Origin of the sequence: Gemmobacter fulvus (assembly GCF_018798885.1) — a bacterium.
GTDB lineage: Bacteria > Pseudomonadota > Alphaproteobacteria > Rhodobacterales > Rhodobacteraceae > Gemmobacter > Gemmobacter fulvus.
The window spans coordinates 767,155-791,202 of sequence record NZ_CP076361.1; the positions used below are offsets into that span (position 1 = coordinate 767,155).

Below are 24,048 nucleotides of genomic sequence, written 5' to 3' on the forward strand. Positions count from 1 at the left end.
CCCCTTGCCAGCCGGGGGTGGGATCGGGGATGATCGCCCGCCACTGGAGGATATGTGATGCGCAAGTTTCTGGTTGTGCTGGATGAGAGCCGCGAATGTCTGAACGCGATGCGCTATGCCGCATTGCGGGCCGCCCATACCGGCGCGGGGGTGCAGATCCTGTCGATCATCCCGCCCGAAGAATATCAGCACTGGATGGGTGTGGCCGATCTGATGCGGCAAGAGGCCCGCGAACGGATCGAGGCGCATTTCGAGGTTTTCGCGAAATGGATGCGCGACAAACAGGGGGTGAACCCTGAGCTGGTGATCCGCGAAGGCGATCCCGCTGCCGAAATTCTGGCGCAGGTGCGCGAGGATGGCCAGATCGGCGTTCTGGTGCTGGGGGCCGGCACCGAAAAATCCGGTCCCGGTCCGCTTGTTACCTCAATGAGCCGCAACTCCGGCAACTTGCCGATCCCGATCACCATCGTGCCCGGCGACATGTCGAAAGAGCGGTTGGAAGCGATCACCTGAGCACTGCGACAAAACGGCGGCTGTTGCGCGGCGGGCGGCTGTCCTAGGCAGGGCGGGACAGAGGAGACAGGCCGGATGACAGCCATCGACCGTTCAGGCGCAACCCTAGTTGCGCCGCGTGCTGCGCTGAATTTCTTTGATGCGCAAACTGTTGCGCTGCCCCGGCCCGTGACGCCGCTGGCCGCCTGGAATCACCTTATGGCGCATCCGCTGCCACTCATGGCCACCGCGTTCCGGCTGCGCGATGCGATTTCGGCCCGGTTCGGGGTGAAACGCATTGGCGGCTTTTCCGGCGCGCCGCGTGACCATGTGCAACCGGGGGACATGCTGGATTTCTTCCGGGTCGAGGCGGTGTCGGATCACGAACTGGTGCTGACCGAGCGGGACCGGCATCTGGATGTGATGACTTCGGTCATGGTGCGGCAGAACCGGCTGTGTATCACCTCGTCTGTTGTCACCCACAATCTGTTCGGAAAACTCTATATGTTGCCGGTCGGCCCGGCACATCGGCTGATCGTCCACCAGATGTTGCGCCGTCTGAGCCGTAGCCTTGCCGCCGCTGCCCCGCCTGTGCAGTAACGTCATATCGGCATTGCCTGCTGTGGAGGGTGGCATTTTGCTGCAATGCAGCATATATAGGATGCGGGGAGGATGACGTTGCAAAGGTAAAACCGATGTTCATGCGCTTCAAAAAACCGCAGTCCCCCCTGCCCGCCACCCCGGCCCCTGTGGCCGCCCCGGACGAGACTATGGCGTATTATGTGCCTGATACTGCATCGAAAAGCACGGACACGCCCAGCCCGCTGGATCAGATGTATGAATATTACAGCTATGATCCCGCCTAAGATTTAGAATAGTTCCAAACTTGACTTTCCGCCCCGCAAGGCGCATATCCGACGACAACTGTCGGAGATACCAGATGTTCATCCAGACCGAATCCACACCAAACCCCGCCACGCTGAAATTCCTGCCCGGCCAGACCGTGCTCGATCTTGGCACTGCCGATTTTCCCAGTGCTGACGCGGCCTCGGCCTCGCCGCTGGCAAGCCGCATCTTCACGGTGCCGGGCGTGCAGGCCGTGTTCTTCGGCACGGATTTCGTGACGGTGACCAAGGCCGATACCGCCAATTGGGATCACATCAAACCGGCCATTCTGGGCGCGGTGATGGAACATTACCAATCCGGCGCGCCGGTGATGGCGGGCGAAGGCAAGGCTGCGGGCGGCCATGCCGAACACAGCGGCGAAGATGCCGATATCGTCAAACAGATCAAAGAGTTGCTGGATACCCGCGTGCGGCCTGCCGTGGCGCAGGATGGTGGCGACATCACCTTCCACGGCTTTGATCGCGGTGTGGTTTACCTGCATATGCAGGGTGCCTGCGCCGGATGCCCCTCGTCGACGCTGACCCTGAAAATGGGTATCGAAAACCTGCTGCGCCACTATATCCCCGAAGTCACCGAGGTTCGCCCTGTTGCGGCCTGAGACGGTTCTGGGATTCGACACATCGGCCGCGCATTGCGCGGCCGCTTTGCTTTTGCCGGATGGCCGTGTGATCCAGCGGCAGGAGGCGATGGACAAAGGTCAGGCCGAACGCCTGATGCCGCTGCTGGAAGAGCTGCTGGCCGAGGCGGGCCTTGTCTGGGGCGACCTGACGGCGCTGGGGGTCGGCACCGGCCCCGGCAATTTTACCGGGGTGCGCATTTCCGTGGCGGCGGCGCGCGGGCTGGCACTGGGGCTCGCGATCCCCGCCCATGGGGTGACCCGGCTGGAGGCGCTGGCCCATGGCCTGCCCCGGCCCGTGCTGGTGGCAGAAGATGCCCGGCGGGGCGAGGCCTATGTGCAGGGTTTCGGCATTTCGGCACAGGCAGAGCCGCATCTGGCCTTGGTGGCCGAGCTGCCGTCGCTGCCCCCCGGCACGCATCTGACCGGCAGCGCGTTTGCGGCCGCCCTGCCCCCCGCCATGCCGATTGCCGAAGCGATTGCGCGCATTGCCGCGACGCGCCCCCCCACGCCACAGCGCCCTGCCCCCTTCTATCTGCGCAGCGCCGATGCGGCCCCGCCCGCCGATCCGCCGCCCGTGATCCTGCCATGACACCCGAGGCGATGGCGGCCCTGCATGCCGCCTGCTTCACCACGCCAAGACCCTGGACGCCTGCGGAATTTGCGGGCTTTCTGGCCGATCCGCTGTGTTTTGCCGTGCAGGCCCCTGCGGGCGTGCTGATCGGGCGCGCCGTCGCGGGCGAGGCCGAATTGCTGACGCTGGCCGTCGCGCCCGCGGCCCGCCGCGCCGGGCTGGGCAGGCATCTGGTGGCGGGCTTTCTGACCGAGGCGCGCGCCCGCCATGCCGACAGTGCGTTTCTGGAGGTGAGCGCCGAAAATGCCGCCGCCATCGCACTTTACACCGCCACCGGCTTTGCTGTCGCAGGCCGCCGCAAGGGCTATTACCAGCATCCCGATGGCCACAGGGCCGACGCCCTGCTGATGGCGCAGGCGCTTTCCGCAACGTCGCCCTGACGTCATGGCGAAGATTTGATCGAAAGATCAAACCGCTTCGGGCGCTGCCGCGATTCCATCTTGACCGAATGGTCCAAACCCGCCCTAAATCGGTCAGGAGCGGCCCGGCACCCTCCACCGAATCCGGTGGAAAAGACTGGCGCATAAAAACTTAACGATAACCGGGAGATTTCCATGACCCTGATGAAAACCCTGCTCGGCGCGGCAGCCACGCTCGCCCTGTCGACGGCACTGGCCACGGCCGAGCCTGCGGTCATCTATGACATGGGCGGCAAATTCGACAAATCCTTCAACGAGGCGGCTTTCAACGGTGCCGAACGCTGGGCCAAGGAAACCGGCGGCACCTACAAGGAACTGGAAATCACCGCCGAAGCACAGCGCGAACAGGCGCTGCGCCGTCTGGCGGAATCGGGCGCCAACCCGGTTGTGACCACCGGCTTTGCCATGAGCGACCCGATTGCCGCCGTCGCGCCGGACTTCCCGGATACGAAATTCGTCACCATCGACGGTTATGTCGAGGCGCCGAACGTGCTGACCATCGGCTTTACCGAACATGAAGGCTCGTATCTGGTGGGCATGATGGCCGGTCTCGCCTCGAAAACCAACACCGTGGGCTTTATCGGCGGGATGGACGTGCCGCTGATCCGCAAGTTCGGCTGCGGGTATGCGCAGGGCGTCAAGGCCGTGAAACCGGATGCCACCGTGATCCTGAACATGACGGGCACCACCCCCGCCGCCTGGAATGACCCGACCAAGGGGGCCGAGATCGCCAAGGCGCAGAAATCGCAGGGCGCGGATGTGATCTTTGCCGCAGCGGGCGGCACCGGCATGGGTGTGCTGCAAGCGGCAGCGGATGAAGGCATCCTGTCGATCGGCGTCGACAGCAACCAGAACCACCTGCATCCGGGCAAGGTGCTGACCTCGATGCTGAAACGCGTCGATGTGGCCGTCTACAATGCCTTCACCGCCGGCGCCGGGCTTGAGCCGGGCATTCAGACGCTCGATCTGACCGCCGAAGGCGTGGGCTATGCGCTGGACGACAACAACGCAGCGCTGGTGACGGCAGACATGAAGGCGGCAGTGGATGCGGCGGCCGAACAGATCAAGGCCGGCACCCTGAAAGTGCATGATTACATGGCAGATGATACCTGCCCGGCGGCGACGTTCTGATCCCGATGACCGGGGCAAGTGATCCGGGGCGGCAGGTTTCTGCCGCCCCCTTCGCCATCGAACTCAAAGGCATTTCCAAGGCCTTTGGTCCGGTTCAGGCCAACAAGGACATCTCGATCCAGGTTGCCAAAGGCTCGATCCACGGGATCATCGGCGAAAACGGCGCCGGCAAATCGACGCTGATGTCGATCCTCTATGGCTTTTACAAAGCCGATAGCGGCGAAATCCTGATCAATGGCAAAGTGACCGCCATCCCCGACAGCCAGAGCGCGATCCGCGCGGGCATCGGCATGGTGTTCCAGCATTTCAAGCTGGTGCAGAATTTCACAGTGCTGGAGAATATCATTCTCGGTGCCGAAGAGGGGCGGCTTCTGGCCCCGTCGCTGTCCAAGGCGCGCAAGGTGCTGAACGGGCTGGCGAAAGAATACGAGCTGGATGTGGACCCGGATGCGCTGATCGAGGATCTGAGCGTGGGCCATCAACAGCGGGTCGAAATCCTCAAGGCGCTGTATCGGCAGGCCGATATCCTGATCCTGGATGAACCCACCGGCGTGCTGACGCCCGCCGAGGCCGATCACCTGTTCCGCATCCTGCGCGGGCTGAAGGATCAGGGCAAGACCGTGATCCTGATCACCCACAAGCTGCGCGAGATCATGGAAATCACCGATACGGTCAGCGTGATGCGCCGGGGCCAGATGACCGCGACGGTCAAGACCGCCGAAACCAGCCCCGAGCAACTGGCCGAGCTGATGGTGGGCCGCAAGGTGCTGTTGCAGGTCGAAAAGACCCCCGCCACGCCAGGTCGCACCATTCTGGAAGTGGAAAACCTGCGCGTTCGCGATGAACACGGGGTGGAGCGGTTGAAGGGCATCAGCCTGACCATCCGCGCCGGTGAGATTCTGGGCATCGCGGGCGTGGCCGGCAATGGCCAGTCGGAACTGCTGGAGGTGCTGGGCGGCATTGCGCGCGGCACCGGGGCCGTGCGCATGAATGGCGTGGCGCTGGATCTGACCGGCAAGTCCTCGGATGGTCAGAGCCGCCGCACCCAGGGCATTGCCCATGTGCCGGAAGACCGGCAGGTGCTGGGGCTGATCATGGATTTCACCGCCTGGGAAAACGTCGCCTTCGGCTATCACCATGCGCCGGAATTTCAGAAATCCGCCCTGCTGATGGACAATGCCGCGATCAAGGCGGATACCGAGGCGAAGATGGCCCGCTTCGACGTGCGCCCGCCGATCCCGACGCTGGCCGCCAAGAATTTTTCGGGTGGCAATCAGCAGAAGATCGTGGTCGCGCGCGAGATCGAGCGCAATCCCGACCTGCTGCTGATCGGCCAGCCGACGCGCGGGGTGGATATCGGGGCGATTGAATTCATTCACAAACAGATCGTTGCCCTGCGCGATGCGGGCAAGGCCGTGCTGCTGGTGTCGGTCGAGCTGGACGAGATCATGTCGCTGTCCGACCGCATCGCCGTGATGTTCGATGGCCGGATCATGGGCGAACGCGATCCCGCCACCACCAATGAACGCGAGCTGGGCCTGCTGATGGCCGGTGTCAGCGGGGAGAACGCGTGATGGGCAAGATGCCGACCTGGGCCGATGCGATCCTCGTGCCGCTGATCAGCCTGCTGATCGCCTTTGTCATTTCCGGTCTGGTGATCCTGGCCATTGGCGAAGACCCGATTGCGGCGCTGAACATCATGGTCACTGGCGCGCTGGGGTCGACCTATGGCTGGGGCTACACGCTCTATTATGCCACCAATTTCATGTTCACCGGGCTGGGCGTGGCCATCGCCTTTCATGCCGGCCTGTTCAACATCGGCGGCGAGGGACAGGCCACGTTGGGCGGTCTGGGCGTGGCGTTGGCCTGCCTCCTGGTGCCCTGGCCGCATTGGAGCCTGGCGGTGCTCGCGTCGGTCGTGATGTCGGCGGCTTTTGGCGCGGCCTGGGCGGCAGCGCCCGCCTGGCTTCAGGCCAAACGCGGCAGCCATATCGTGATCACCACGATCATGTTCAACTTCATCGCGGCGGCGGCGCTGAACTATCTTCTGGTCAATGTGCTGCGCCCGCGCGGCCAGATGGATCCGGCCTCGGCCCGGTTTCCGGTGGAAACCAACCTGCCCGACCTGCATGCCATGCTGGGCTGGATCGGTATTCCCTTTGCCAAGGGCACGCCCGCCAATGTCAGCCTGTTCATCGCGCTGGCGGCCTGTGTGCTGGTCTGGGGCCTGATCTGGCACACCCGGCTGGGCTATCAGATCCGCGCCTTTGGCAAATCGGAAAAGGCCGCCGTCTATGCCGGCATCTCGCCCGTGCGCATCACCATGTATGCCATGCTGATCTCGGGCGCACTGTCGGGCATGATGGCGATCAATTCGGTGCAGGGCGAGGCGAACCGGCTGCTGTTGAACAGCGTCGAGGGCGCAGGCTTCATCGGCATCGCCGTGGCGCTGATGGGGCGCAGCCATCCGGTTGGCGTGTTTTTCGCCGCGATCCTGTTCGGCTTTCTGTATCAGGGCGGGGCGGAACTGGCACTGTGGACCAAGATCCCGCGCGAATTGATCGTGGTCATTCAGGCGCTGGTGATCCTGTTCACCGGGGCGCTGGACGATATGGTGCGCCGCCCGGTGCAGCGTGTGTTCAACCTGCTGGGCAAGGGGGCGAAGTGATGGATTTCGCAACGATCATCCAGCTGCTCGATTCCACCGTGCGACTGGCCACGCCACTGCTGTTTGCCTGCCTTGCGGGGCTGTATTCCGAACGCTCGGGCGTGTTCGACATCGGGCTGGAAGGCAAGATGCTGATAGCCGCCTTCGCCTCGGCCTCGATTGCGGCGGTCAGCGGTTCGGTCTGGGTCGGGCTGCTGGCGGGCATTGCCGCCTCGGTGGCCTTCGCGGGCATTCACGGGCTGGCCTCGATCACCTTTCGCGGCAATCAGCTGATTTCCGGGGTGGCGATCAACTTTCTCGCCTCGGGGCTGACGGTGCTGCTGGGCCAGAAATGGTTCAATCTGGGCGGGCGCACCCCGTCGCTGGAAGGGGCGGCGCGGTTCGAGCCGATCACCCTGCCCTTTGCCACCGCGCTGGCCGATGTGCCGGTGCTGGGCCCCATCTATGCCGAGCTGATTTCCGGCCATTCGATCCTTGTCTATGTGGCGGCGGCCTGTGTGCCGACCTCGGCCTGGCTTCTGTATCGCACCCGCTTTGGCCTGCGGCTGCGCGCGGTGGGTGAAAACCCGGCGGCGGTCGATACGGCGGGCGTGTCGGTTGTCGGCATCCGCTTTGCCGCCGTGGCGATCACCGGCGTCTTGTGCGGGCTGGCCGGGGCCTATCTGGCCACCGCCCTGTCAGCCGGGTTCGGGCGCGAGATGACGGCAGGCAAGGGCTTCATCGCGCTGGCCGCGCTGATCTTTGCCAAATGGCGGCCCTGGTATGCGCTGGGGGCCTGTCTGCTGTTCGGCCTGCTGGAGGCCATCGCCATCCGCTATCAGAACATCGACCTCGGGGTTCTGGTGATCCCGGTGCAGTTCACCCAGGCCCTGCCCTATATCCTGACCGTCGTTATCCTTGCGGGTTTTGTCGGCAAGGCGATCCCGCCGCGGGCGGGCGGTCAACCCTATGTGAAGGAACGCTGATATGGCCCCGGATGTTTTGTCGCTGGTGCAGGCGCGGGCAGGAGCGGCCCCGGTGCGGCTGGGCCTGATCCTCGGTTCGGGGCTTGGCCATCTGGCGCAGGCGGTGGATGGCGTGGCGATCCCCTATGAGGATCTGCCGGGCTTTCCCCATGCCAGCGTGTCGGGTCACAATCCCAATCTGGTGATCGGCACGCTGGAAGGCGTGCGGGTCGCGGTGTTCGGCGCGCGCGAACATTATTATGAAAAGGGCAATCCGGCAGCGATGCGCCCGGCTCTGACCCTGCTCAAGGCGCTCGGGGCCGAGGCGCTGATTGCCACCAATGCCGCAGGCAGCCTGCGCGCGGATATTCCGCCCGGCAATCTGATGCTGCTGAACGACCACATCAACTTCTCGGGCCTGAACCCGCTGATCGGCGAGCCGACGGATGCGCGCTTCGTGCCGATGACCGATGCGCATGACCCCGATCTGCGCAACGGCCTGAAGGCGGCGGCGGCGGCAGAGGGCGTGGCCCTGCCGGAAGGCGTCTATACGTGGTATTCCGGCCCGTCGTTTGAAACCCCGGCAGAAATCCGTGCCATCAGGATCCTGGGCGGCGATGCGGTTGGCATGTCCACCGTGCCCGAGGTGATCCTGGCGCGGTTTCTGGGGCTGAAAGTGGCGGCAATCTCGACCATCACCAATATGGCGGCGGGCATGTCGGACGAGCAGATCAGCCACGAACATACCAAAGCCATGGCCCCGCTGGGCGCGGCCAAGCTGGAACGGGTGCTGCGCGCCTTCCTGCGGGGGCTGAAATAGCCCCCGACGGCCCAAGCCGGGGACAAGCGTTTGACAAGCCAAGCGGAACCGCGCAAGTCTTGAAGCCCGAACCGCTTTTCAGACGGCCCCCATGCAGTTGTTCCTTCCCATTGCCGAAGTCTCGGTCAACGCCTTCCTGCTGATCGGGATTGGCGGGGTTGTGGGATTCCTGTCGGGCCTATTCGGCGTCGGCGGCGGGTTTCTGATCACGCCTTTGCTGTTCTTCATCGGTATTCCGCCTGCGGTCGCCGTGGCGACAGGGGCCAATCAGGTTGTGGCCTCCTCCGTCTCGGGTGTTCTGGCACAGCTGAAACGCAAGGCGGTGGATTTCCGCATGGGGCTGGTGCTGCTGGCGGGCGGTATGGCCGGATCGGGTGTGGGCATCTGGGTCTTTGCGCTGCTGAGCGCGGCGGGGCAGATCGACCTCTTCGTGCAACTGTCCTATGTGCTGTTTCTGGGCCTTGTCGGCGCGCTGATGTTGCAGGAAAGCCTACGCGCCATGCTGCGCGCGCGCAAGCCGGGGGCGGCCGTGCGCCGGTCGCATGTCCATACATGGGTGCATAAACTGCCGCTGAAGATGAAGTTCCGCGCCTCGGGCCTCTATATCAGCGTCTTGCCGCCCCTGCTGGTCGGGGCCTTTGTCGGCTTTCTGGCAGCGGTGATGGGGGTCGGCGGCGGCTTCATCATGGTGCCCGCGATGATCTATCTGCTGGGCATGCCGACCAAGGTGGTGATCGGCACCTCTCTGTTCCAGATCATCTTTGTCACCGCCTTCACCACGGTGATGCACGCCGTCTCCAGCCAGACCGTCGATATGATGCTGGCGCTGCTGCTGATCCTCGGCGGAGTGATCGGCGCGCAGATCGGCGCGCGTGTGGGGGTGCGGCTGCGGGCCGACCAGCTGCGCATCCTGCTAGCGCTGATGGTGCTGGCGGTGTGCCTGCGCGTGGCGCTGGACCTGCTGCTGACCCCGCAGGAGTTTTATTCGATCACGGCGGGGCGCCTGCCATGAGGGGTGTCGCCGCCATCGCGCTGGTAATCAGCGGCCTGCTGACAGCGCCGCCCGCCTTTGCGGCGGCGGAAAAGATCGTGGCCGGGTTGAGCCAGTCTTCGGTATCGATCACCGCCGATTTCGACGGGTCTGAGATACTGATCTACGGCGCGGTCAAGCGTGATGCGCCGATCCCCTCGGGGCCGCCGCTGCGGGTGATCATCACCGTGCAGGGGCCGGATACCGCGCTGACCGTCTGGCGCAAGGACCGGCGTTTTGGCATCTGGCTGAACAATGCCGCCGTGCTGATTGATCGCGCGCCCAGCTTCTATGCCGTGGCCAGTTCTGGCGTGATGGCCGAAAGCCTGACTGAGACCGAAGATCTGCGCCACCGCATCACCCTGCCCCGCGCCATCCGCGCCGTGGGCATCGCCGCCGAGGCGGATGGTGCGCCGCTGTTTGTGGAGGCGCTGCGCCGGGTGCGCGAAACCGAGGGGCGTTATTCGCTGCGTGAAGGCTCCGTCTCGCTGACGCAGGAAACGCTTTTCCGCGCCGATGTGGCGCTGCCCGCCGCGCTGACCGAAGGCGATTACAAGGTGCGCATTTTCCTGACCCGCGAAGGTCAGGTGATCGACGCGCTGGAACGCCGCATCTGGGTGCGCAAGGCCGGGCTGGAGCGGTTCTTCTATCAATCCGCCCATGAACAGCCGCTGCTTTATGGCCTCGCCTCTCTGGTGCTGGCGGCACTGGCCGGCTGGGGGGCCTCGGTGATCTTCGCCCGCGTCAGGTGGTGATGCGGGCGGCGATGGCAGGCCAGCGCCACGCAAGTGTCAGCCCCCGCGCCGCGTTCAGCACCATCAGCGCCGCCCACAGGCCATGGTTGCCAAAGGCGGGCAGCAGAATGGCCAGCGATAGCACATAGATCGCCACGGCCAGGATCATCGCCTGCCGCATGTCGCGCGTCGCCGTCGCCCCGATATAGATGCCGTCATACATCCAGCTTGCCACACCGATCAGCGGGGCCGCGACCAGCCACCAAAGATAGCTGTGCGCCATGGCCCGCACTTCGGGGGCCGTGGTCATCAGATCAATGATGGCAGGCCCCGCCAGCGCAAAGATCAGCGACAGGCCGACAGCCCCGCCCACCCCCCATTTCGCTGCAATCACCGCCGAGCGATGCAGCGCCGGGCGCGACCGCGCCCCGACCGCCTGCCCCACCAGCGCCTCGGCGGCAAAGGCAAACCCGTCCAGCGCATAGGCGGTGATTTCCAGAAACTGCAACAGCACCTGATTGGCGGCCAGCGTCACATCGCCCAGCCCCGCGCCAAAGAACAGGAAGGCGGTGAAGCTGCCTTGCAGCAGCACCGAGCGCAGCATGATGTCGGAATTGACCGAGGCCATGCGGCGCAGCGCCACGCTGTCCCAGATCCGCGCGCGGGCGGCGGCCAGCGCCGCGCCAAAGGCATCGCGGCAGAGCCAGAGCCCCAGCGCCAGCCCGGTCCATTCCGCGATCAGCGTGGCCACGGCCACGCCGGGCACGCCCCAGCCAAGGCCGATCACGAACCACAGATCCAGCCCGATGTTCAGCCCGTTCATCCACAGTTGCAACACCAGCACGCCGCGCGTGCGCTCCAGCGCGATCAGCCAGCCGGTCACGGCGTAAAGCGCGATGGTGGCCGGTGCCCCCCAGATCCGCAGCGCCAGATAGCTGCGGGCCAGTGTCTCGACCTCGGCGCTGGCCGGGGCCACGCGGAACGCCGCCCAGAACAGCGCGCCCTGCATCAGGATCAGCGCAAAGCCCGCGCCAAAGGCGATCAGCAGCGCGCGCAGCAGCACCGCCGTCCGCTCTGCCGTGTCGCCCGCGCCATGGGCCTGCGCGGCAAGCCCGCTGGTGCCCATGCGCAGAAAGCTGAAAATCCAGTAAAAGCTGACCAACACCACCGCGCCCAGCCCCACCGCGCCAATGGGGGCCGCCTGCCCCAACTGCCCGACCACGCCGGTATCCACCGCGCCCAAGAGCGGCACCGTGGCATTGGACAGCACGATCGGCAGCGCGATCTTCAGCACCCGCCGATGCGTCACGGGAACGGCCGCAGCCTGCATGTCAGCCCGCACGCTCGGGCATCAGGAAATGCCCGGTGGCCTGCGCAAACAGCCGCGACCGGTTGTCCTGCCATGCCTCGACATGCACCGAGGCATAGCGCCGCCCCGAACGGTTGACCCGCGCCCGCGCATAGGCATCGCGCGGCAGGCCGGAGCGCAGATAATCCACCGTGAAATCAATCGTCTTGGGCAGGCGCGGCAAATGCGCGGCATCCACCGCCGCCGGATCGAGCCTGCCGCTTTCCATATCTTCCCATAGCAGCGACCAGCTAAGCTCGATGATCGCCGTCACCTCCAGAAAGGCCGCCGTCGCCCCGCCATGCAGCGCGGGCAGGAAGGGATTGCCGATCAGCCGCTCCTGATAGGGCATGAGCGCCGTCAGCTCATCCCCCCGGCGGTCGAATTCAATGCCCAGAAAGCTGATATAGGGCACCCCTTCCACCAACCGGCGCAGGGCACTGTCGCGGCGCTGTTTCACCACCTGAACGGGTTCGGGTTTGGGACGGGTCGCCATGGCTCAGGCCCCTTTCGGCTGTTCAACGGTGAATGCGCCGGTGGCGGTGGCCACCGGGCGGGATTCGTCTTCGTCGGTGGCTGTGACGCGCACGAAGGCGACCGACCGGGTGACGTGGTAACATTCCGCCCGCGCGCGGATGCGCTGGCCGGGGGTGGCCGCGCGCATGTAGTCGATCCGCAGATCCAGCGTGGCCGTCGCCGCCGCCGACAGGGTGATCACCGCAGCCCCGCTGGCCGTATCCATCAGCGCCGACACCGCGCCACCATGGATGACCCCGGTCGCGGGATCGCCCACGAACCGCGTGTCATAGGGCATGGAGATGGTGGCCGTGCCATCGCCCATGCTTTCCAGCTCCATCCCCAGGGCGCGGCTGTGGGGGATTGCTTCGATGAATTGCCGCGCCTGTTTCAGTGCATCGTTCATGGCATCCTCGGTCGCCCCGCCGGGGCTGTTAACGCCCCGCCATGTGACACTGCCGCCGCCGCAGCCGCAACCCCCGAAGCGGCAGCGCTGCGTCACTTGGCCCAGCCGTGCTGCGATGCCGCGCAGGATGATTGCACCCGCCGCCGCTTTCCCCTTAGGGTAAGCCGCAGGAGGACCACACATGACCGAGACGAAACTGACCTTCAAGGAAATGTGTGCAAGGTTCGATGTGACCCCCCGCACCCTGCGCTATTACGAATATATCGAACTGCTGTCGCCCGAGAAGGAAGGCCGCGCCCGGTTTTATGGCCCGCGCGAGATTGCCCGCATGACACTGGTGCTGCGCGGGCGGCGTTTCGGCTTTTCACTGGAAGAGATCCGGCAATGGCTGCTGATCTATCAGCAGAAGGGCACCAAACCGCAGCTGGAGGCCTGGATCGCCATGGCCGACCGGCAGCTGGACGCGCTGGCGCAGCAAAGGGCGGAGCTTGATACCGCCATCGAAGATCTGCGGGCGCTGCGCGAAACCGCCGCGCGCGAGCTGTGACGCGCGGCCGCTGACATCTCCGAATCTGGCTTCCGATCCTGCGTTGCGCGCCCCGACGCGGCTGACGCCGGGTCATATTATTGCGTTTCCCTTGCGTCATTCGCACTGACATTACGTCATGGTTTTTCTGACGTGACGTTACATTTACGTTAACGTCACCTACTCTGGTATCACTGGGTCAGACCTCACATCTATCTTGCAGACCCCGTTCTGCGAGAGACCCACATGACCCTGAACCCGACCCCGGATAAGACGGAGCTGCTGACCATCCGCGAGATGTGCGAAGCCTATGAGGTGACGCCGCGCACCCTGCGCTTTTATGAACAGAAGGAACTTCTGTTCCCGAAACGCCAGGGCACCAAACGCCTGTTCACCCGCCGCGATCAGGCACGGCTGAAGCTGATCCTGCGGGGCAAGCGCTTTGGCTTCTCGCTCGAAGACATCCGCCAGCTTCTGGATATGTATGACCGCGAGGATACGAAAGAAGCGCAGCTGAAGCGCACCTACGAACTGGCCCGCGCCCGCCTGTCCGAAATGGAACAGCAGCGCGACGAGCTGAACGAAGCGATTACCGACCTCAAGGCCCAGATGGCCTGGGGAGAAGACATGCTGGCGAGCTTCCGCAAACAGGCCGCCAAATAACCGAACCCATCAGAGGGAGAGACTGATGCCCGCCTATACCGCCCCCGTCAAAGACATGCAGTTCCTGTTGCAGGATGTGCTGAACGTCACCGCAACCGGCGTGCCGGGTTATGAGGATCTGGACGCGGGCTTTACGGCGGCGGTGCTGGAAGAGGCGGGCAAGGTGGCCTCGGATGTGTTGGCCCCGCTGAACGCGGTGGGTGACCGCATCGGCTGCGTGCTGGAAAACGGCGTGGTGCGCACGCCTGACGGGTTCAAGGCGGCCTTCGCGGCGATGAAGGAAGGCGGCTGGACCGCGCTGGATTGCGACCCCGACTATGGCGGGCAGGGCCTGCCCTATCTGATGGGCACGGCGGTGGGCGAGATCTTCGTGTCGGCCAACATGGCCTTCAACATGTATCAGGGCCTGACCCATGGCGCCTATTCCGCGATCCATGCCCATGGCACCGAGGCGCAGAAGGCGATGTATCTGCCGAAGATGGTCTCGTGCGACTGGACCGGCACGATGAACCTGACGGAACCGCATTGCGGCACCGATCTGGGGCTGATGCGCACCAAGGCCGAACCGCAGGCCGATGGCAGCTATCTGATCACCGGGCAGAAGATCTTCATTTCGGCGGGCGATCACGATCTGGCGGAAAACATCATCCATCTGGTGCTGGCCAAGGCCCCCGGCGGCGGCGAGGGCACCAAGGGTGTGTCGCTGTTCATCGTTCCCAAGCTTCTGGTGCAGGAGGATGGCAGCCTTGGCGCCCGCAATGCGGTGTCGGTCGGCAAGATCGAAGACAAGATGGGCATTCACGGCAATGCCACCTGCGTGATGAATTACGATGGTGCGAAAGGTTGGCTCCTCGGCGATCTGCACAAGGGCATGCGCGCCATGTTCACCATGATGAACGAGGCGCGTCTGGGCGTGGGCCTGCAAGGCTATGCCGTGGCCGAAGCCGCCTATCAGAATGCCGTCGCCTATGCCAAGGACCGCCTTCAGGGCCGCGCCGTGACCGGGGTTGCGAACCCTGCGGGCCCGGCAGACCCGCTGATCGTGCATCCAGACATCCGCCGCAATCTGATGGAGCAGAAAAGCTTTGTCGAAGGCGCGCGCGCGCTGACCTTCTGGGGCGCGCAACTGATCGACCGCTCTGTCCGGCAGGGCGATGCGGCGGCGGAGGGGCTGATCTCGTTGCTGACGCCGGTGATCAAGGGTTTCCAGACCGACAAGGGCTTCGAGATGGCGGTGCAGGCCCAGCAGATCTATGGCGGGCACGGCTATATCGAAGAACAGGGCATGAGCCAGTTCGCCCGCGATGCGCGCATTGCCATGATCTATGAAGGGGCCAATGGCGTGCAGGCGCTGGATCTGGTGGGGCGCAAGCTGGCACAGGACGGCGGCAAACACGTCATGGCCTTCTTCGAGATGGTGAAGGCCGAATGCAAGGCGCATGACGGGGACGCCCGCATGGCAGGCTTTGTGGAGCCGCTGAAACAGGCGTCGAAACAGCTTCAGGCGGCGGGCATGTTCTTCATGCAGAACGGCATGAAGAACCCCAATGCCGCGCTGTCCGGCTCGTATGATTTCATGCACCTGATGGGCCATGTCTGCCTTGGTCTGATGTGGACGCGCATGGCAAAGGCCGCTTATCTGGCGCTGGAGGCGGGGGCCTCCGACACCGGCTTCTACGAGACGAAGATCGCCACCGGGCGCTATTACATGGCGCGACAATTGCCCGCCTGCGGCATGCACCTTGCCCGGATCGAAACCGGGGCCGATACGGTGATGGCATTGGCGGCAGAGGCGTTCTAAGCTGGGCAGGATCGCGGTTTTTCACCGGAAAAACCGCCCCCGCCGTCAAGGACTGCCCGATGCCCAAACGCTTTCGCCTGACCCGCCGCTTTCCCGTCGCGATGACAGAAGACGGCTATCGCCGCCTGAAACGCTTTGCACAGAAGGCGGGTCTGGACGAGGGCGAGGCGCTGTCGTTCCTGTTTGAAAACTGGTCCAGCGTGATCGACGCCGAAAATCTGACCCATCGTTTGCGGCTGTTCAATTCTGAAATCGACAGCCGCAAACGCTGACCCAAACGGCTTCGGCCGGGGGCAGCAAAAGACGGCTCCCGCCCCCTTGCCGCGTGACGAGCCTACCCCGCCCCGGGCGGGGGCGCGCAGCCCCCACGGGTTGCGGCACACACAGGAAGGAAAGCCCGAATGACCGCGAAACTTTACTGCTTTGGCGAAAGCGGCAATGCCTACAAGGCGGCGCTCACCCTGACGCTTGCCCAGATGGAATGGGTGCCGGTGTTTGTCGATTTCTTCAACGGCGAAACCCGCCAGCCTCCTTTCCGGGCGCTGAATGAAATGGGCGAGGTGCCGGTGCTGGTCGATGGCGACACCGTGCTGACCCAATCGGCGGTGATCCAGGATTATGTCAGCTCCAAGACCGGCAAGCTGGGCGGGCGCTCGGCGGCGGAACGGCGCGAGGTGCTGCGCTGGATGTTCTGGGACAATCACAAACTGTCCGGGCAGGTGGGGGCCACGCGGTTCCTGATGAACTTCCTGCCGCCCGAAAAGCGCCCCGCCGAGGTGATCGCCTTTCAGCAGGGCCGCCTGAAGGCCACCTATACCGTGCTGAACGATCATCTGGCCAGCCGTGACTGGATGGTGGGCGATCAGGTCAGCCTCGCCGATACCGCCTGCTGCGGGTATCTGTTCTACCCCGAGCCGTTCGGCTTTGACCGCAAGGACTGGCCGCATGTCGACCGCTGGCTGGACCGCATCGCCGCCCTGCCCGGCTGGCAGCCCCCCTATGACATGATGCCCGGCAACCCGTCCGACCGGGCCTGACGCAGCGTCGTGACGCACCGCCGACGTGACGGCACAGCGGAAATCTGCGGGACAGGCTGCTAGGCTTTCGCAAAGACATCCGGCGCAGGGCGGCATCAGCCCCGCGCCGCAGCAAGACCGACCGGAGGAGAGACATGACCGAGGCCTATATCTATGACGCGATCCGCAGCCCGCGTGGCAAGGGCCGTCCCGATGGCGCGCTGCATGAGGTGACGGCCGTCAACCTCTCGGCGCAGATGCTGAATGCCGTGCAGGCCCGCAACGGGCTGACGGGGCACGCGGTCGAGGATGTGATCTGGGGCAATGTCACCCAGGTCGGCGAACAGGGCGGCTGCCTTGCGCGCAGCGCGGTTCTTGCGTCCGAGCTGGATCAGTCGATCCCAGGGCTTGCCATCAACCGTTTCTGCGCCTCGGGCATCGAGGCGGTGAACCTTGCCGCCAATCAGGTGAAGGGCGGTGCCGGACAGGCCTATATCGCGGGCGGGGTCGAGATGATGAGCCGCGTTGCCATGGGCAGCGACGGCGCTGCGATTGCGGTCGACCCGACGCTGGCGATGCGCAGCTATTTCGTGCCGCAGGGCATCAGCGCCGATATCATCGCCACCGAATATGGCTTTAGCCGTGAACAGGCCGATGCGCTGGCGGTGGAAAGCCAGCGCCGTGCGGTTCAGGCCTGGCAGGAAGGCCGCTTTGCCCGATCCATCGTGCCGGTGCGGGATCGCAACGGCCTGACCATTCTGGACCATGACGAATATATCCGCCCCGGCACCGATCTGGCGGCGCTGGGCGCGCTCAAACCCGCGTTCAAGGAGATGGGCGAGGTGATGCCCGGCTTCGACAAGGTGGCGTTGATGAAATATCCGCATCTGGAGCGGATCGCGCATATCCACCACGCGGGCAATTCCTCGGGCATCGTCGATGGCGCGGCGGCCATTCTGATCGGCAGCAAGGAGTTTGGCGTGGCGCATGGCCTGACGCCCCGCGCGCGCATCCGCGCCACCGCCAAGATCGGCACCGATCCCACCATCATGCTGACCGGGCCGGTGCCGGTGACGGAAAAGATCCTGCACGACAGCGGCATGGCCATCACCGATATCGACCTGTTCGAGGTGAACGAGGCCTTTGCCAGCGTCGTGCTGCGCTTCCAGCAGGCCTTCGACATTGATCCGGCGCGGGTCAACGTCAATGGCGGCGCCATCGCCATGGGGCACCCGCTGGGCGCGACCGGCGCAATCATCATCGGCACCCTGCTGGACGAGCTGGAACGCAGCGGAAAATCCACCGGGCTTGCGACGCTCTGCATCGCCAGCGGCATGGGCGTGGCCACCATCATCGAGAGGGTCTGATGCCGGTCATTGATCTTGCAGGATGCCCGGTCAAGACCGGCTCCATCTATCCCGAACCCTATGCCACCATGATGGCAGGGCGGTCGTCGCTGCGGCTGGGCGATGCGGGCGGGCTGACGCAGTTCGGCGTCAATCTGGTGACGCTGCAACCGGGTGCGCTGTCCTCGCTCCGCCACTGGCATATGGCCGAGGATGAGTTTGTGATGGTCACGCTGGGCGAATGTGTGCTGGTGCAGGACGCGGGCGAGACGGTGATGCGGGCGGGCGATTGCGCCGCCTTTCCGGCGGGCGATCCCGACGGGCATCACTTCCTCAACCGCTCGGGCAGCGTGGCGCAGTTTCTGGTGGTGGGCAGCAAGGCCCCGCGCGAAGTGGCCACCTATTCCGACGTGGATCTGCGGATCGAGATCAAGGCAGGCCGCGCACGCTTTACCTACAAGGATGGCACCAATTGGGCGGGGGTGCGCGATGAACCCTGACACCACTCCCCTTCCCCACAAGACCGGCAGCGCCCGGCGCGATCAGCGCCGCGATGGCAGGGCTGCCCAAACCGACAGGAGAACCGCATGACCGATTTCACCTATGCCGTTGACGCCGATGGCGTGGCCACCATCACCTGGGATGTGGTGGCAAAATCCATGAACGTGATGTCGCTGGCCGGATTTGCCGAGCTCAGCGCCCATATTGATACCGCGCTTGCCGATCCGGCGGTGAAAGGCGTGATCCTGACCTCGGGCAAGAAGGACTTTGCCGGGGGCATGGATCTGAACGTCATTGCCCGCATGAAGGAAGACGGCGGTGCGCAGGGCATCTTTGATGGCGTGATGATGATGCACGGCGTGCTGCGCAAGATCGAACGTGCCGGGATGGATCCGAAAACCCTGAAAGGCGGCAAGCCGATTGTCGCCGCCCTGCCCGGCACCGCGCTGGGGATCGGGCTGGAGCTGCCGCTGTCCTGCCACCGCATCATTGCCGCCGACAATCCGAAGGCGAAGATCGGCCTGCCGGAAATCATGGTCGGCATCTTCCCCGGCGCAGGCGGCACCACCCGGCTGGTGCGCAAACTGGGGGCGATGATGGCCGCGCCCTTCCTGCTGGAAGGCAAGTTGTCGGATCCGAAGGCGGCAAAGGCGGCGGGCATCATCGACGAGGTGGTCGCACCCGATGATCTGCTCTCCCGCGCGAAAGACTGGGTTCTGGCGGCGAAAGAGGCCGATCTGGTGAAACCCTGGGATGCCAAGGGCTACAAGATGCCCGGCGGCAGCCCCTATCAGCCTGCTGGGTTTATGACCTTTGTCGGCGCCTCGGCCATGGTGCATGGCAAGACGATGGGCGTTTACCCGGCCGCCAAGGCGCTGCTGGCCGCCGTCTATGAAGGCGCGCTGGTGCCGTTTGATACCGCGCTGAAGATCGAGGCGCGGCAGTTCACCTCGGTGCTGATGAACCCCTCGTCCGGCGCGATGATCCGCAGCCTGTTCATCAACAAGGAAGCGCTGGAAAAGGGCGCGAACCGGCCCAAGGTCGCTGACCAGACCGTGCGCAAGCTCGGCGTGATCGGCGCGGGCATGATGGGGGCAGGAATCGCTTATGTCGCGGCCAATGCGGGCATCGAGGTGGTGCTGATTGATGCCGCCCAAGACGCCGCAGACCGGGGCCGCGCCTATTCGGAAGGCTTGCTCGACAAGGGCATCCAGCGCCGCAAGGTGACGCCCGAGAAGAAGGCCGAAGTGCTGGCCCGCATCACCGCGACCACCGATTACGCCGCCCTTGCCGGGTGTGACCTGATCGTGGAGGCGGTGTTCGAGGATCCGAAGGTCAAGGCCGAGGTGACAGCGAAGGTCGAGGCCGCCGTCGGCCCCGATTGCATCTTTGCCACCAATACCTCGACCCTGCCGATCACGGCCCTGGCCCGCGCCAGCGCCCGGCCCGCACAGTTCATCGGCATCCACTTCTTCAGCCCGGTTGACAAGATGATGCTGGTCGAGATCATCCGTGGCAAGGAGACCGGCGATGTGGCTGTGGCCAAGGCGCTGGATTTCGTGCGCCAGATCCGCAAGACGCCAATCGTGGTCAATGATGCGCGGTTCTTCTATGCCAACCGCTGCATCATCCCCTATATCAACGAAGGCATCCGCATGGTGGCCGAAGGCGTGGAACCGGCGCTGATCGAAAACGCCGCCAAGCTGGTCGGCATGCCGCTGGGGCCGTTGCAGCTGGTGGATGAAACCTCGATTGATCTGGGTGTCAAGATCGCCAAGGCCACCAAGGCGGCGATGGGCGATGCCTACCCGGACGGCGCGGTGGATGAGGTGATCTTCTGGATGGCCGATCAGGGGCGACTGGGTAAAAAGGCCAATGCCGGGTTCTATGCCTATGATGCGGCGGGCAAACGCGAGGGCCTGTGGTCTGGCCTTGCCGCGCAATATCCGGTGGCCGACACCCAGCCCAGCCTGACCGAGGTGCAGCACCGCCTGCTGATGGCACAGGTGCTGGAGGCCGTGCGCGCGCTGGAGGACGGCGTGCTGACCGACATCCGCGAAGGCGATGTGGGGGCGATTCTGGGCTGGGGTTTTGCGCCCTGGTCGGGCGGGCCGTTCTCGTGGCTGGACATCATCGGCGCCCCCCGCGCGGTAGAGATCTGCGAGGCGCTGACAGCGGCGCATGGCGCGCGCTTTGCCACCCCGGCGCTGCTGCGCGAAATGGCCACCACCGGCGCAGGCTTCTACGGCCGTGCTGCGGCGCAGGCCGCCTGAGGCACCAGAACCGCCGCCTGAAAGGGCGGCGGTTCTCCGGCAGAGGGCGCTCAGTCCTCCAGCAGCCCCCAGCCATCCGGGGTGAATTCAAAGGTCAGCGCGATTTCGGTGGCCATCTTCTCATAGGTCCAGATCGTGTCGGGCGTCACCTTCACCGGGCCGATCATCGCATCCAGCAATTCCGCCTCGTCATCGCGCGCCGTGCGAAAGCCTTTGGCCTGCAAGGCTTTCTCCAACCCATCCCAATCCGCATCCACCTCTTCGGGATAGAATTGATAGGTGATAGTGGCCGTGGCCGGCGCGTCTTTGGCGAAAGCCTCGAAGCTTTCAAAGGTTTCCGCTTTCTGGGCTTTGTAATCGTGGCTCATCGCACCCTCCGTTTTCTGTGTGATGCCTTACTGCGCGGCGCGGAGCAAGCCTCAGCCCCCGGCCAGACGCTGCGCCAGCCGGTTTTGCCGGGCGATCACCGCAGGCAGATCCAGCGTGACCATCTGCCCGCCAGCGACCACGCGCCGCCCCTCAACGAACAGATCCCGCACCCGCGTCGGGCCACAGAGCAACAGCGCCGCCACCGGATCCCAATTGCCCGCCGCCTCGATGCCGCGCATGTCCCAGATGGCGATATCCGCGCGTTTGCCGGGGGCAAGGCTGCCGCAATCGTCGCGGCCCAGCACCTGCGCGCCGCCCAGCGTGGCAATCTCCAGCGCTTCACGCACGCTCATCGCATCGGCCCCCCGCGCCACGCGCTGCAATAGCAGGGCCTGACGCGCCTCTGCCACCAGATTGCCCGCGTCATTCGAAGCCGATCCATCCACCCCCAGCCCGACCTTGCCACCCGCATCGCGCAGCGCACGCACCGGTGCTATGCCCGATCCGAGGCGGCAGTTGGAACAGGGGCAATGCGCAACCCCGGTGCCCGAGCGCGCAAACAGATCAATCTCTGCCCCGTCCAGCTTGACGCAATGCGCGTGCCAGACATCAGCGCCGGTCCAGCCCAGATCCTCGGCATATTGGCCCGGACGGCAGCCGAAGGTCGCCAGGGAATAGGCCACATCCTCGTCATTCTCGGCCAGATGGGTGTGCAGCATCACGCCCTTGTCACGGGCCAGCAGCGCCGCCTCGCGCATCAGATCGCGGCTGACCGAAAACGGCGAACAGGGCGCGATGCCCACCCGCACCATCGCCCCGGGGCGCGGATCGTGAAAGGCATCCACCACCCGGATGCAATCCTCGAGAATCGCCGCCTCCGGCTCGACCAGGCTGTCGGGCGGCAGGCCGCCCGACGTCTCACCAATGCTCATCGCGCCGCGCGTGGGATGAAAGCGCAGCCCGACCTCCGCCGCAGCAGCAATCGTGTCATCCAGCCGCGCGCCATTGGGGTAAAGATAGAGATGATCCGAGGTCAGGCTACAGCCCGACAGCGCCAGTTCTGCCAGACCGACCTGCGCCGAGGTAAAGATCTCCTCCGGCCCAAAGCGCGCCCAGATCGGATAGAGGGTTTTCAGCCAGCCGAACAGCAGCGCATCCTGACCGCCCGGCACCGCGCGGGTCAGCGTCTGATACAGGTGGTGATGAGTGTTCACCAAGCCGGGTGTGACCACACATCCCGCCGCCTCCAGCACCGTGCCGGTGGTTGTCAGCCCCTGCCCGACCGCGACAATCTCGCCCTGCCGGATCAGCACATCGCCGCCCGCAATCTCGCGCCGCGCCCCGTCCATCGTCACCACGACAGCGGCGCCCCGGATCAATGTTTCCATGCCAATAGCCCCCATGTTCCACACCCCTTCGGTGGAACCCATGGACGCGCGACAGAAGGGGGAAGGACTCGGCAGCGTCGCCTGTCAGCATAGCCTTGCCCGGCACGGTCCGGCAAGCCGATTTGCCGCTGCCGCATTAGACTGGCTGGGGGGTGCCTGACGCCACCGCCCGCCATGGCAATGCCGCCCGAGGGGGCTCGATGCCTCCGAGGGCGGCCCGTCTCAGGCCAGAGCCAGCACCGCCAGCGCCGCCGCATGAACCTCGGGGCTGGAGGCGGCCAGAACCCGCCCGCCCTGATGCGCAGGCGCGCCGGTCCAATCGGTCACGATGCCGCCTGCCGCCTCGATCACCGCAATCGGTGCCTGCACGTCATAGGCTTGCAGCCCCGCCTCCACCACCAGATCGACATGGCCCGCTGCCAGCAGCGCATAGGCATAGCAATCGGTGCCATAGCGGGTCAGGCGGCATTGCTTGGCCAGACGGTGAAAGGCCGCGCCCTCTTCGGCGGTACCCACTTCGGGGAAGGTCGACAGGATCAGACAGTCTGCCATCGGCCGCGCCGCCCGCGTCTGCAATGCCCGTTCCCACTGTGGGCCGACCATGCGGGCGATGCCAAACCCGCCCTCGAACCGCTCGCCGATATAGGGTTGGTCGATCAGCCCATAAAGCGGCCCCGTCGCATCCGCGACCGAGATCAGCACCCCCCAGGTGGGCGTGCCCGCCAGAAAGGACCGCGTGCCGTCAATCGGATCCAGCACCCAGGTCAACCCACTGGTGCCCGGCTGTGCGCCCATTTCCTCGCCCAGAATGGCGTCCTGCGGGCGGCGACGCGCCAGAATCTCGCGCATCCGCTGTTCCGACAGCCGGTCGGCCACGGTCACCGGATCAAAGCGGGCGACTTCCTTGTTATCCGCCGTCAGATCCGCCGAACGGAAATGCGCGAGAGTTGCCTCCCGCGCAGCCTGAGCAAGGTCATGTGCGACAGAAATCAGTTCTGCCTGCGTCTGTGCCGAAAGCTCCGCCATCATTCACCTGTTTAAGCTGCCATTCCAACGCGCTACCGCGCGCGGCGCAAGGCGTCAAGCAAGGTGACGGTCCCCGCAGGGTCCGCCGGGCGGTGTCTCTTTCAGGCGACGTCGCTCAGCACGCGCGCCAGATCGAACAGGCGGCGGCGCTGCGCTTCGGGAATGGCGTAGTAGGACCGCACCAGCTCCAGCGCTTCTTTATCCGCCAGAATATCCCCTTCGACCGGGGTCGGGGCTTCACGGGCCTCGTCGATGCCTTCAAAGAAAAAGGCGATATTCACGCCCAGCGTGTCGGCAATGTCCCACAGGCGCGAGGCGCTGACCCGGTTCATCCCCGTTTCATACTTCTGGATCTGCTGGAACTTGATGCCCACCTGATCCGCAAGTTGTTGTTGGGTCATACCAACCATCCAGCGCCGGTGCCGGATCCGCTTGCCAACATGCGCATCAACGGGGTGCTTCATTTCCGTATTCC

At 64.9% G+C, this 24,048-nt stretch carries 28 protein-coding genes; 21 read left to right on the top strand and 7 right to left on the bottom strand.

Annotated elements, in window-relative coordinates; translation table 11 throughout:
- Window positions 1-57 precede the first annotated feature (57 nt).
- From KM031_RS03745 to KM031_RS03805, 13 genes are all read left to right on the top strand, one after another.
- Window positions 58-513 carry a universal stress protein gene (locus KM031_RS03745; protein WP_215503220.1) on the top strand — a complete coding sequence of 152 codons (456 nt, stop codon included), beginning with the start codon at window positions 58-60 and terminating at the stop codon, window positions 511-513.
- A 75-nt stretch (window positions 514-588) separates the two neighbouring features.
- Window positions 589-1,092 (top strand): DUF2867 domain-containing protein, encoded by a 504-nt coding sequence (locus KM031_RS03750; protein WP_215503221.1) that lies wholly within the window; start codon window positions 589-591, stop codon window positions 1,090-1,092.
- Between the two features lie 95 nt (window positions 1,093-1,187).
- A complete protein-coding gene (locus KM031_RS03755; protein WP_215503222.1) occupies window positions 1,188-1,358 on the top strand; it encodes a hypothetical protein in 171 nt (56 codons plus the stop codon).
- Between the two features lie 74 nt (window positions 1,359-1,432).
- Window positions 1,433-1,996, top strand: coding sequence for a NifU family protein (locus KM031_RS03760; RefSeq protein ID WP_215503223.1), 564 nt, complete (start codon window positions 1,433-1,435; stop codon window positions 1,994-1,996).
- Window positions 1,986-2,606, top strand: coding sequence for a tRNA (adenosine(37)-N6)-threonylcarbamoyltransferase complex dimerization subunit type 1 TsaB (tsaB, locus tag KM031_RS03765; protein ID WP_215503224.1), 621 nt, complete (start codon window positions 1,986-1,988; stop codon window positions 2,604-2,606). Before KM031_RS03760 ends, tsaB begins: the two co-directional genes overlap by 11 nt.
- The gene (locus KM031_RS03770; protein WP_215503225.1) at window positions 2,603-3,028 is read left to right on the top strand and encodes a GNAT family N-acetyltransferase; all 426 of its coding nucleotides are present in this window, start codon (window positions 2,603-2,605) and stop codon (window positions 3,026-3,028) included. The genes tsaB and KM031_RS03770 overlap by 4 nt, the downstream gene beginning before the upstream one ends.
- Window positions 3,029-3,202: 174 nt before the next feature.
- Window positions 3,203-4,198 carry a BMP family lipoprotein gene (locus KM031_RS03775; protein ID WP_215503226.1) on the top strand — a complete coding sequence of 332 codons (996 nt, stop codon included), beginning with the start codon at window positions 3,203-3,205 and terminating at the stop codon, window positions 4,196-4,198.
- A gap of 5 nt (window positions 4,199-4,203) precedes the next feature.
- Window positions 4,204-5,772 (top strand): ABC transporter ATP-binding protein, encoded by a 1,569-nt coding sequence (locus KM031_RS03780; protein WP_215503227.1) that lies wholly within the window; start codon window positions 4,204-4,206, stop codon window positions 5,770-5,772.
- Entirely contained in the window at window positions 5,772-6,866 is a 1,095-nt protein-coding gene (locus KM031_RS03785; protein WP_215503228.1) for an ABC transporter permease, read from the top strand. The genes KM031_RS03780 and KM031_RS03785 overlap by 1 nt, the downstream gene beginning before the upstream one ends.
- Window positions 6,866-7,831 (top strand): ABC transporter permease, encoded by a 966-nt coding sequence (locus tag KM031_RS03790; RefSeq protein WP_215503229.1) that lies wholly within the window; start codon window positions 6,866-6,868, stop codon window positions 7,829-7,831. Before KM031_RS03785 ends, KM031_RS03790 begins: the two co-directional genes overlap by 1 nt.
- A 1-nt stretch (window position 7,832) precedes the next feature.
- Window positions 7,833-8,630: a purine-nucleoside phosphorylase gene (locus KM031_RS03795; protein ID WP_215503230.1), complete on the top strand. Its 798-nt coding sequence runs from the start codon at window positions 7,833-7,835 to the stop codon at window positions 8,628-8,630.
- 91 nt (window positions 8,631-8,721) lie between these two features.
- On the top strand, window positions 8,722-9,642 hold the full coding sequence (locus KM031_RS03800) for a sulfite exporter TauE/SafE family protein (protein WP_215503231.1): 921 nt from the start codon (window positions 8,722-8,724) through the stop codon (window positions 9,640-9,642).
- Window positions 9,639-10,415, top strand: coding sequence for a TIGR02186 family protein (locus KM031_RS03805; protein ID WP_215503232.1), 777 nt, complete (start codon window positions 9,639-9,641; stop codon window positions 10,413-10,415). Before KM031_RS03800 ends, KM031_RS03805 begins: the two co-directional genes overlap by 4 nt.
- On the opposite strand, the gene KM031_RS03810 is transcribed toward KM031_RS03805, so the two are convergent.
- Genes KM031_RS03810 through KM031_RS03820 form a run of 3 tightly spaced genes read right to left on the bottom strand, consistent with a single transcriptional unit; the run spans window position 10,405 to window position 12,664 of the window.
- On the bottom strand, window positions 10,405-11,724 hold the full coding sequence (locus tag KM031_RS03810) for an MATE family efflux transporter (RefSeq protein WP_215503233.1): 1,320 nt from the start codon (window positions 11,722-11,724) through the stop codon (window positions 10,405-10,407). The two genes, KM031_RS03805 and KM031_RS03810, sit on opposite strands and share 11 nt — an antisense overlap.
- 1 nt (window position 11,725) lies before the next feature.
- On the bottom strand, window positions 11,726-12,238 hold the full coding sequence (locus tag KM031_RS03815; protein ID WP_215503234.1) for a PaaI family thioesterase: 513 nt from the start codon (window positions 12,236-12,238) through the stop codon (window positions 11,726-11,728).
- Between the two features lie 3 nt (window positions 12,239-12,241).
- Window positions 12,242-12,664, bottom strand: a complete 423-nt coding sequence (locus KM031_RS03820; RefSeq protein WP_215503235.1) for a PaaI family thioesterase — start codon at window positions 12,662-12,664, stop codon at window positions 12,242-12,244.
- 181 nt (window positions 12,665-12,845) lie between these two features.
- Between KM031_RS03820 and KM031_RS03825 the strand changes: the two genes are divergently transcribed.
- The 8 genes from KM031_RS03825 (at window position 12,846) to KM031_RS03860 (ending at window position 20,790) form a co-directional block, all read left to right on the top strand.
- Window positions 12,846-13,211 carry a MerR family transcriptional regulator gene (locus KM031_RS03825; protein ID WP_215503236.1) on the top strand — a complete coding sequence of 122 codons (366 nt, stop codon included), beginning with the start codon at window positions 12,846-12,848 and terminating at the stop codon, window positions 13,209-13,211.
- Between the two features lie 225 nt (window positions 13,212-13,436).
- Window positions 13,437-13,853 (top strand): MerR family transcriptional regulator, encoded by a 417-nt coding sequence (locus tag KM031_RS03830; RefSeq protein WP_215503237.1) that lies wholly within the window; start codon window positions 13,437-13,439, stop codon window positions 13,851-13,853.
- 25 nt (window positions 13,854-13,878) lie between these two features.
- Entirely contained in the window at window positions 13,879-15,654 is a 1,776-nt protein-coding gene (locus KM031_RS03835) for an acyl-CoA dehydrogenase C-terminal domain-containing protein (protein WP_215503238.1), read from the top strand.
- Between the two features lie 59 nt (window positions 15,655-15,713).
- The gene (locus tag KM031_RS03840; protein WP_215503239.1) at window positions 15,714-15,926 is read left to right on the top strand and encodes a hypothetical protein; all 213 of its coding nucleotides are present in this window, start codon (window positions 15,714-15,716) and stop codon (window positions 15,924-15,926) included.
- 129 nt (window positions 15,927-16,055) lie between these two features.
- Window positions 16,056-16,691, top strand: coding sequence for a glutathione S-transferase family protein (locus tag KM031_RS03845; protein WP_215503240.1), 636 nt, complete (start codon window positions 16,056-16,058; stop codon window positions 16,689-16,691).
- A gap of 134 nt (window positions 16,692-16,825) precedes the next feature.
- A complete protein-coding gene (locus KM031_RS03850; RefSeq protein WP_215503241.1) occupies window positions 16,826-18,037 on the top strand; it encodes an acetyl-CoA C-acetyltransferase in 1,212 nt (403 codons plus the stop codon).
- Window positions 18,037-18,516: a cupin domain-containing protein gene (locus KM031_RS03855; RefSeq protein WP_215503242.1), complete on the top strand. Its 480-nt coding sequence runs from the start codon at window positions 18,037-18,039 to the stop codon at window positions 18,514-18,516. The genes KM031_RS03850 and KM031_RS03855 overlap by 1 nt, the downstream gene beginning before the upstream one ends.
- Before the next feature lie 87 nt (window positions 18,517-18,603).
- Window positions 18,604-20,790, top strand: a complete 2,187-nt coding sequence (locus KM031_RS03860; protein ID WP_215503243.1) for a 3-hydroxyacyl-CoA dehydrogenase NAD-binding domain-containing protein — start codon at window positions 18,604-18,606, stop codon at window positions 20,788-20,790.
- Between the two features lie 50 nt (window positions 20,791-20,840).
- Here KM031_RS03860 and KM031_RS03865 read toward each other — a convergent pair whose 3' ends face one another.
- The 4 genes from KM031_RS03865 to KM031_RS03880 form a co-directional block, all read right to left on the bottom strand.
- A complete protein-coding gene (locus tag KM031_RS03865) occupies window positions 20,841-21,158 on the bottom strand; it encodes a ribonuclease E inhibitor RraB (RefSeq protein WP_215503244.1) in 318 nt (105 codons plus the stop codon).
- A gap of 51 nt (window positions 21,159-21,209) precedes the next feature.
- Window positions 21,210-22,547 (bottom strand): 8-oxoguanine deaminase, encoded by a 1,338-nt coding sequence (locus KM031_RS03870; protein ID WP_215503245.1) that lies wholly within the window; start codon window positions 22,545-22,547, stop codon window positions 21,210-21,212.
- A gap of 222 nt (window positions 22,548-22,769) precedes the next feature.
- Window positions 22,770-23,573, bottom strand: a complete 804-nt coding sequence (locus KM031_RS03875; RefSeq protein WP_215503246.1) for an inositol monophosphatase family protein — start codon at window positions 23,571-23,573, stop codon at window positions 22,770-22,772.
- A gap of 101 nt (window positions 23,574-23,674) precedes the next feature.
- The gene (locus tag KM031_RS03880) at window positions 23,675-24,037 is read right to left on the bottom strand and encodes a helix-turn-helix domain-containing protein (protein WP_215503247.1); all 363 of its coding nucleotides are present in this window, start codon (window positions 24,035-24,037) and stop codon (window positions 23,675-23,677) included.
- Window positions 24,038-24,048 lie beyond the last annotated feature (11 nt).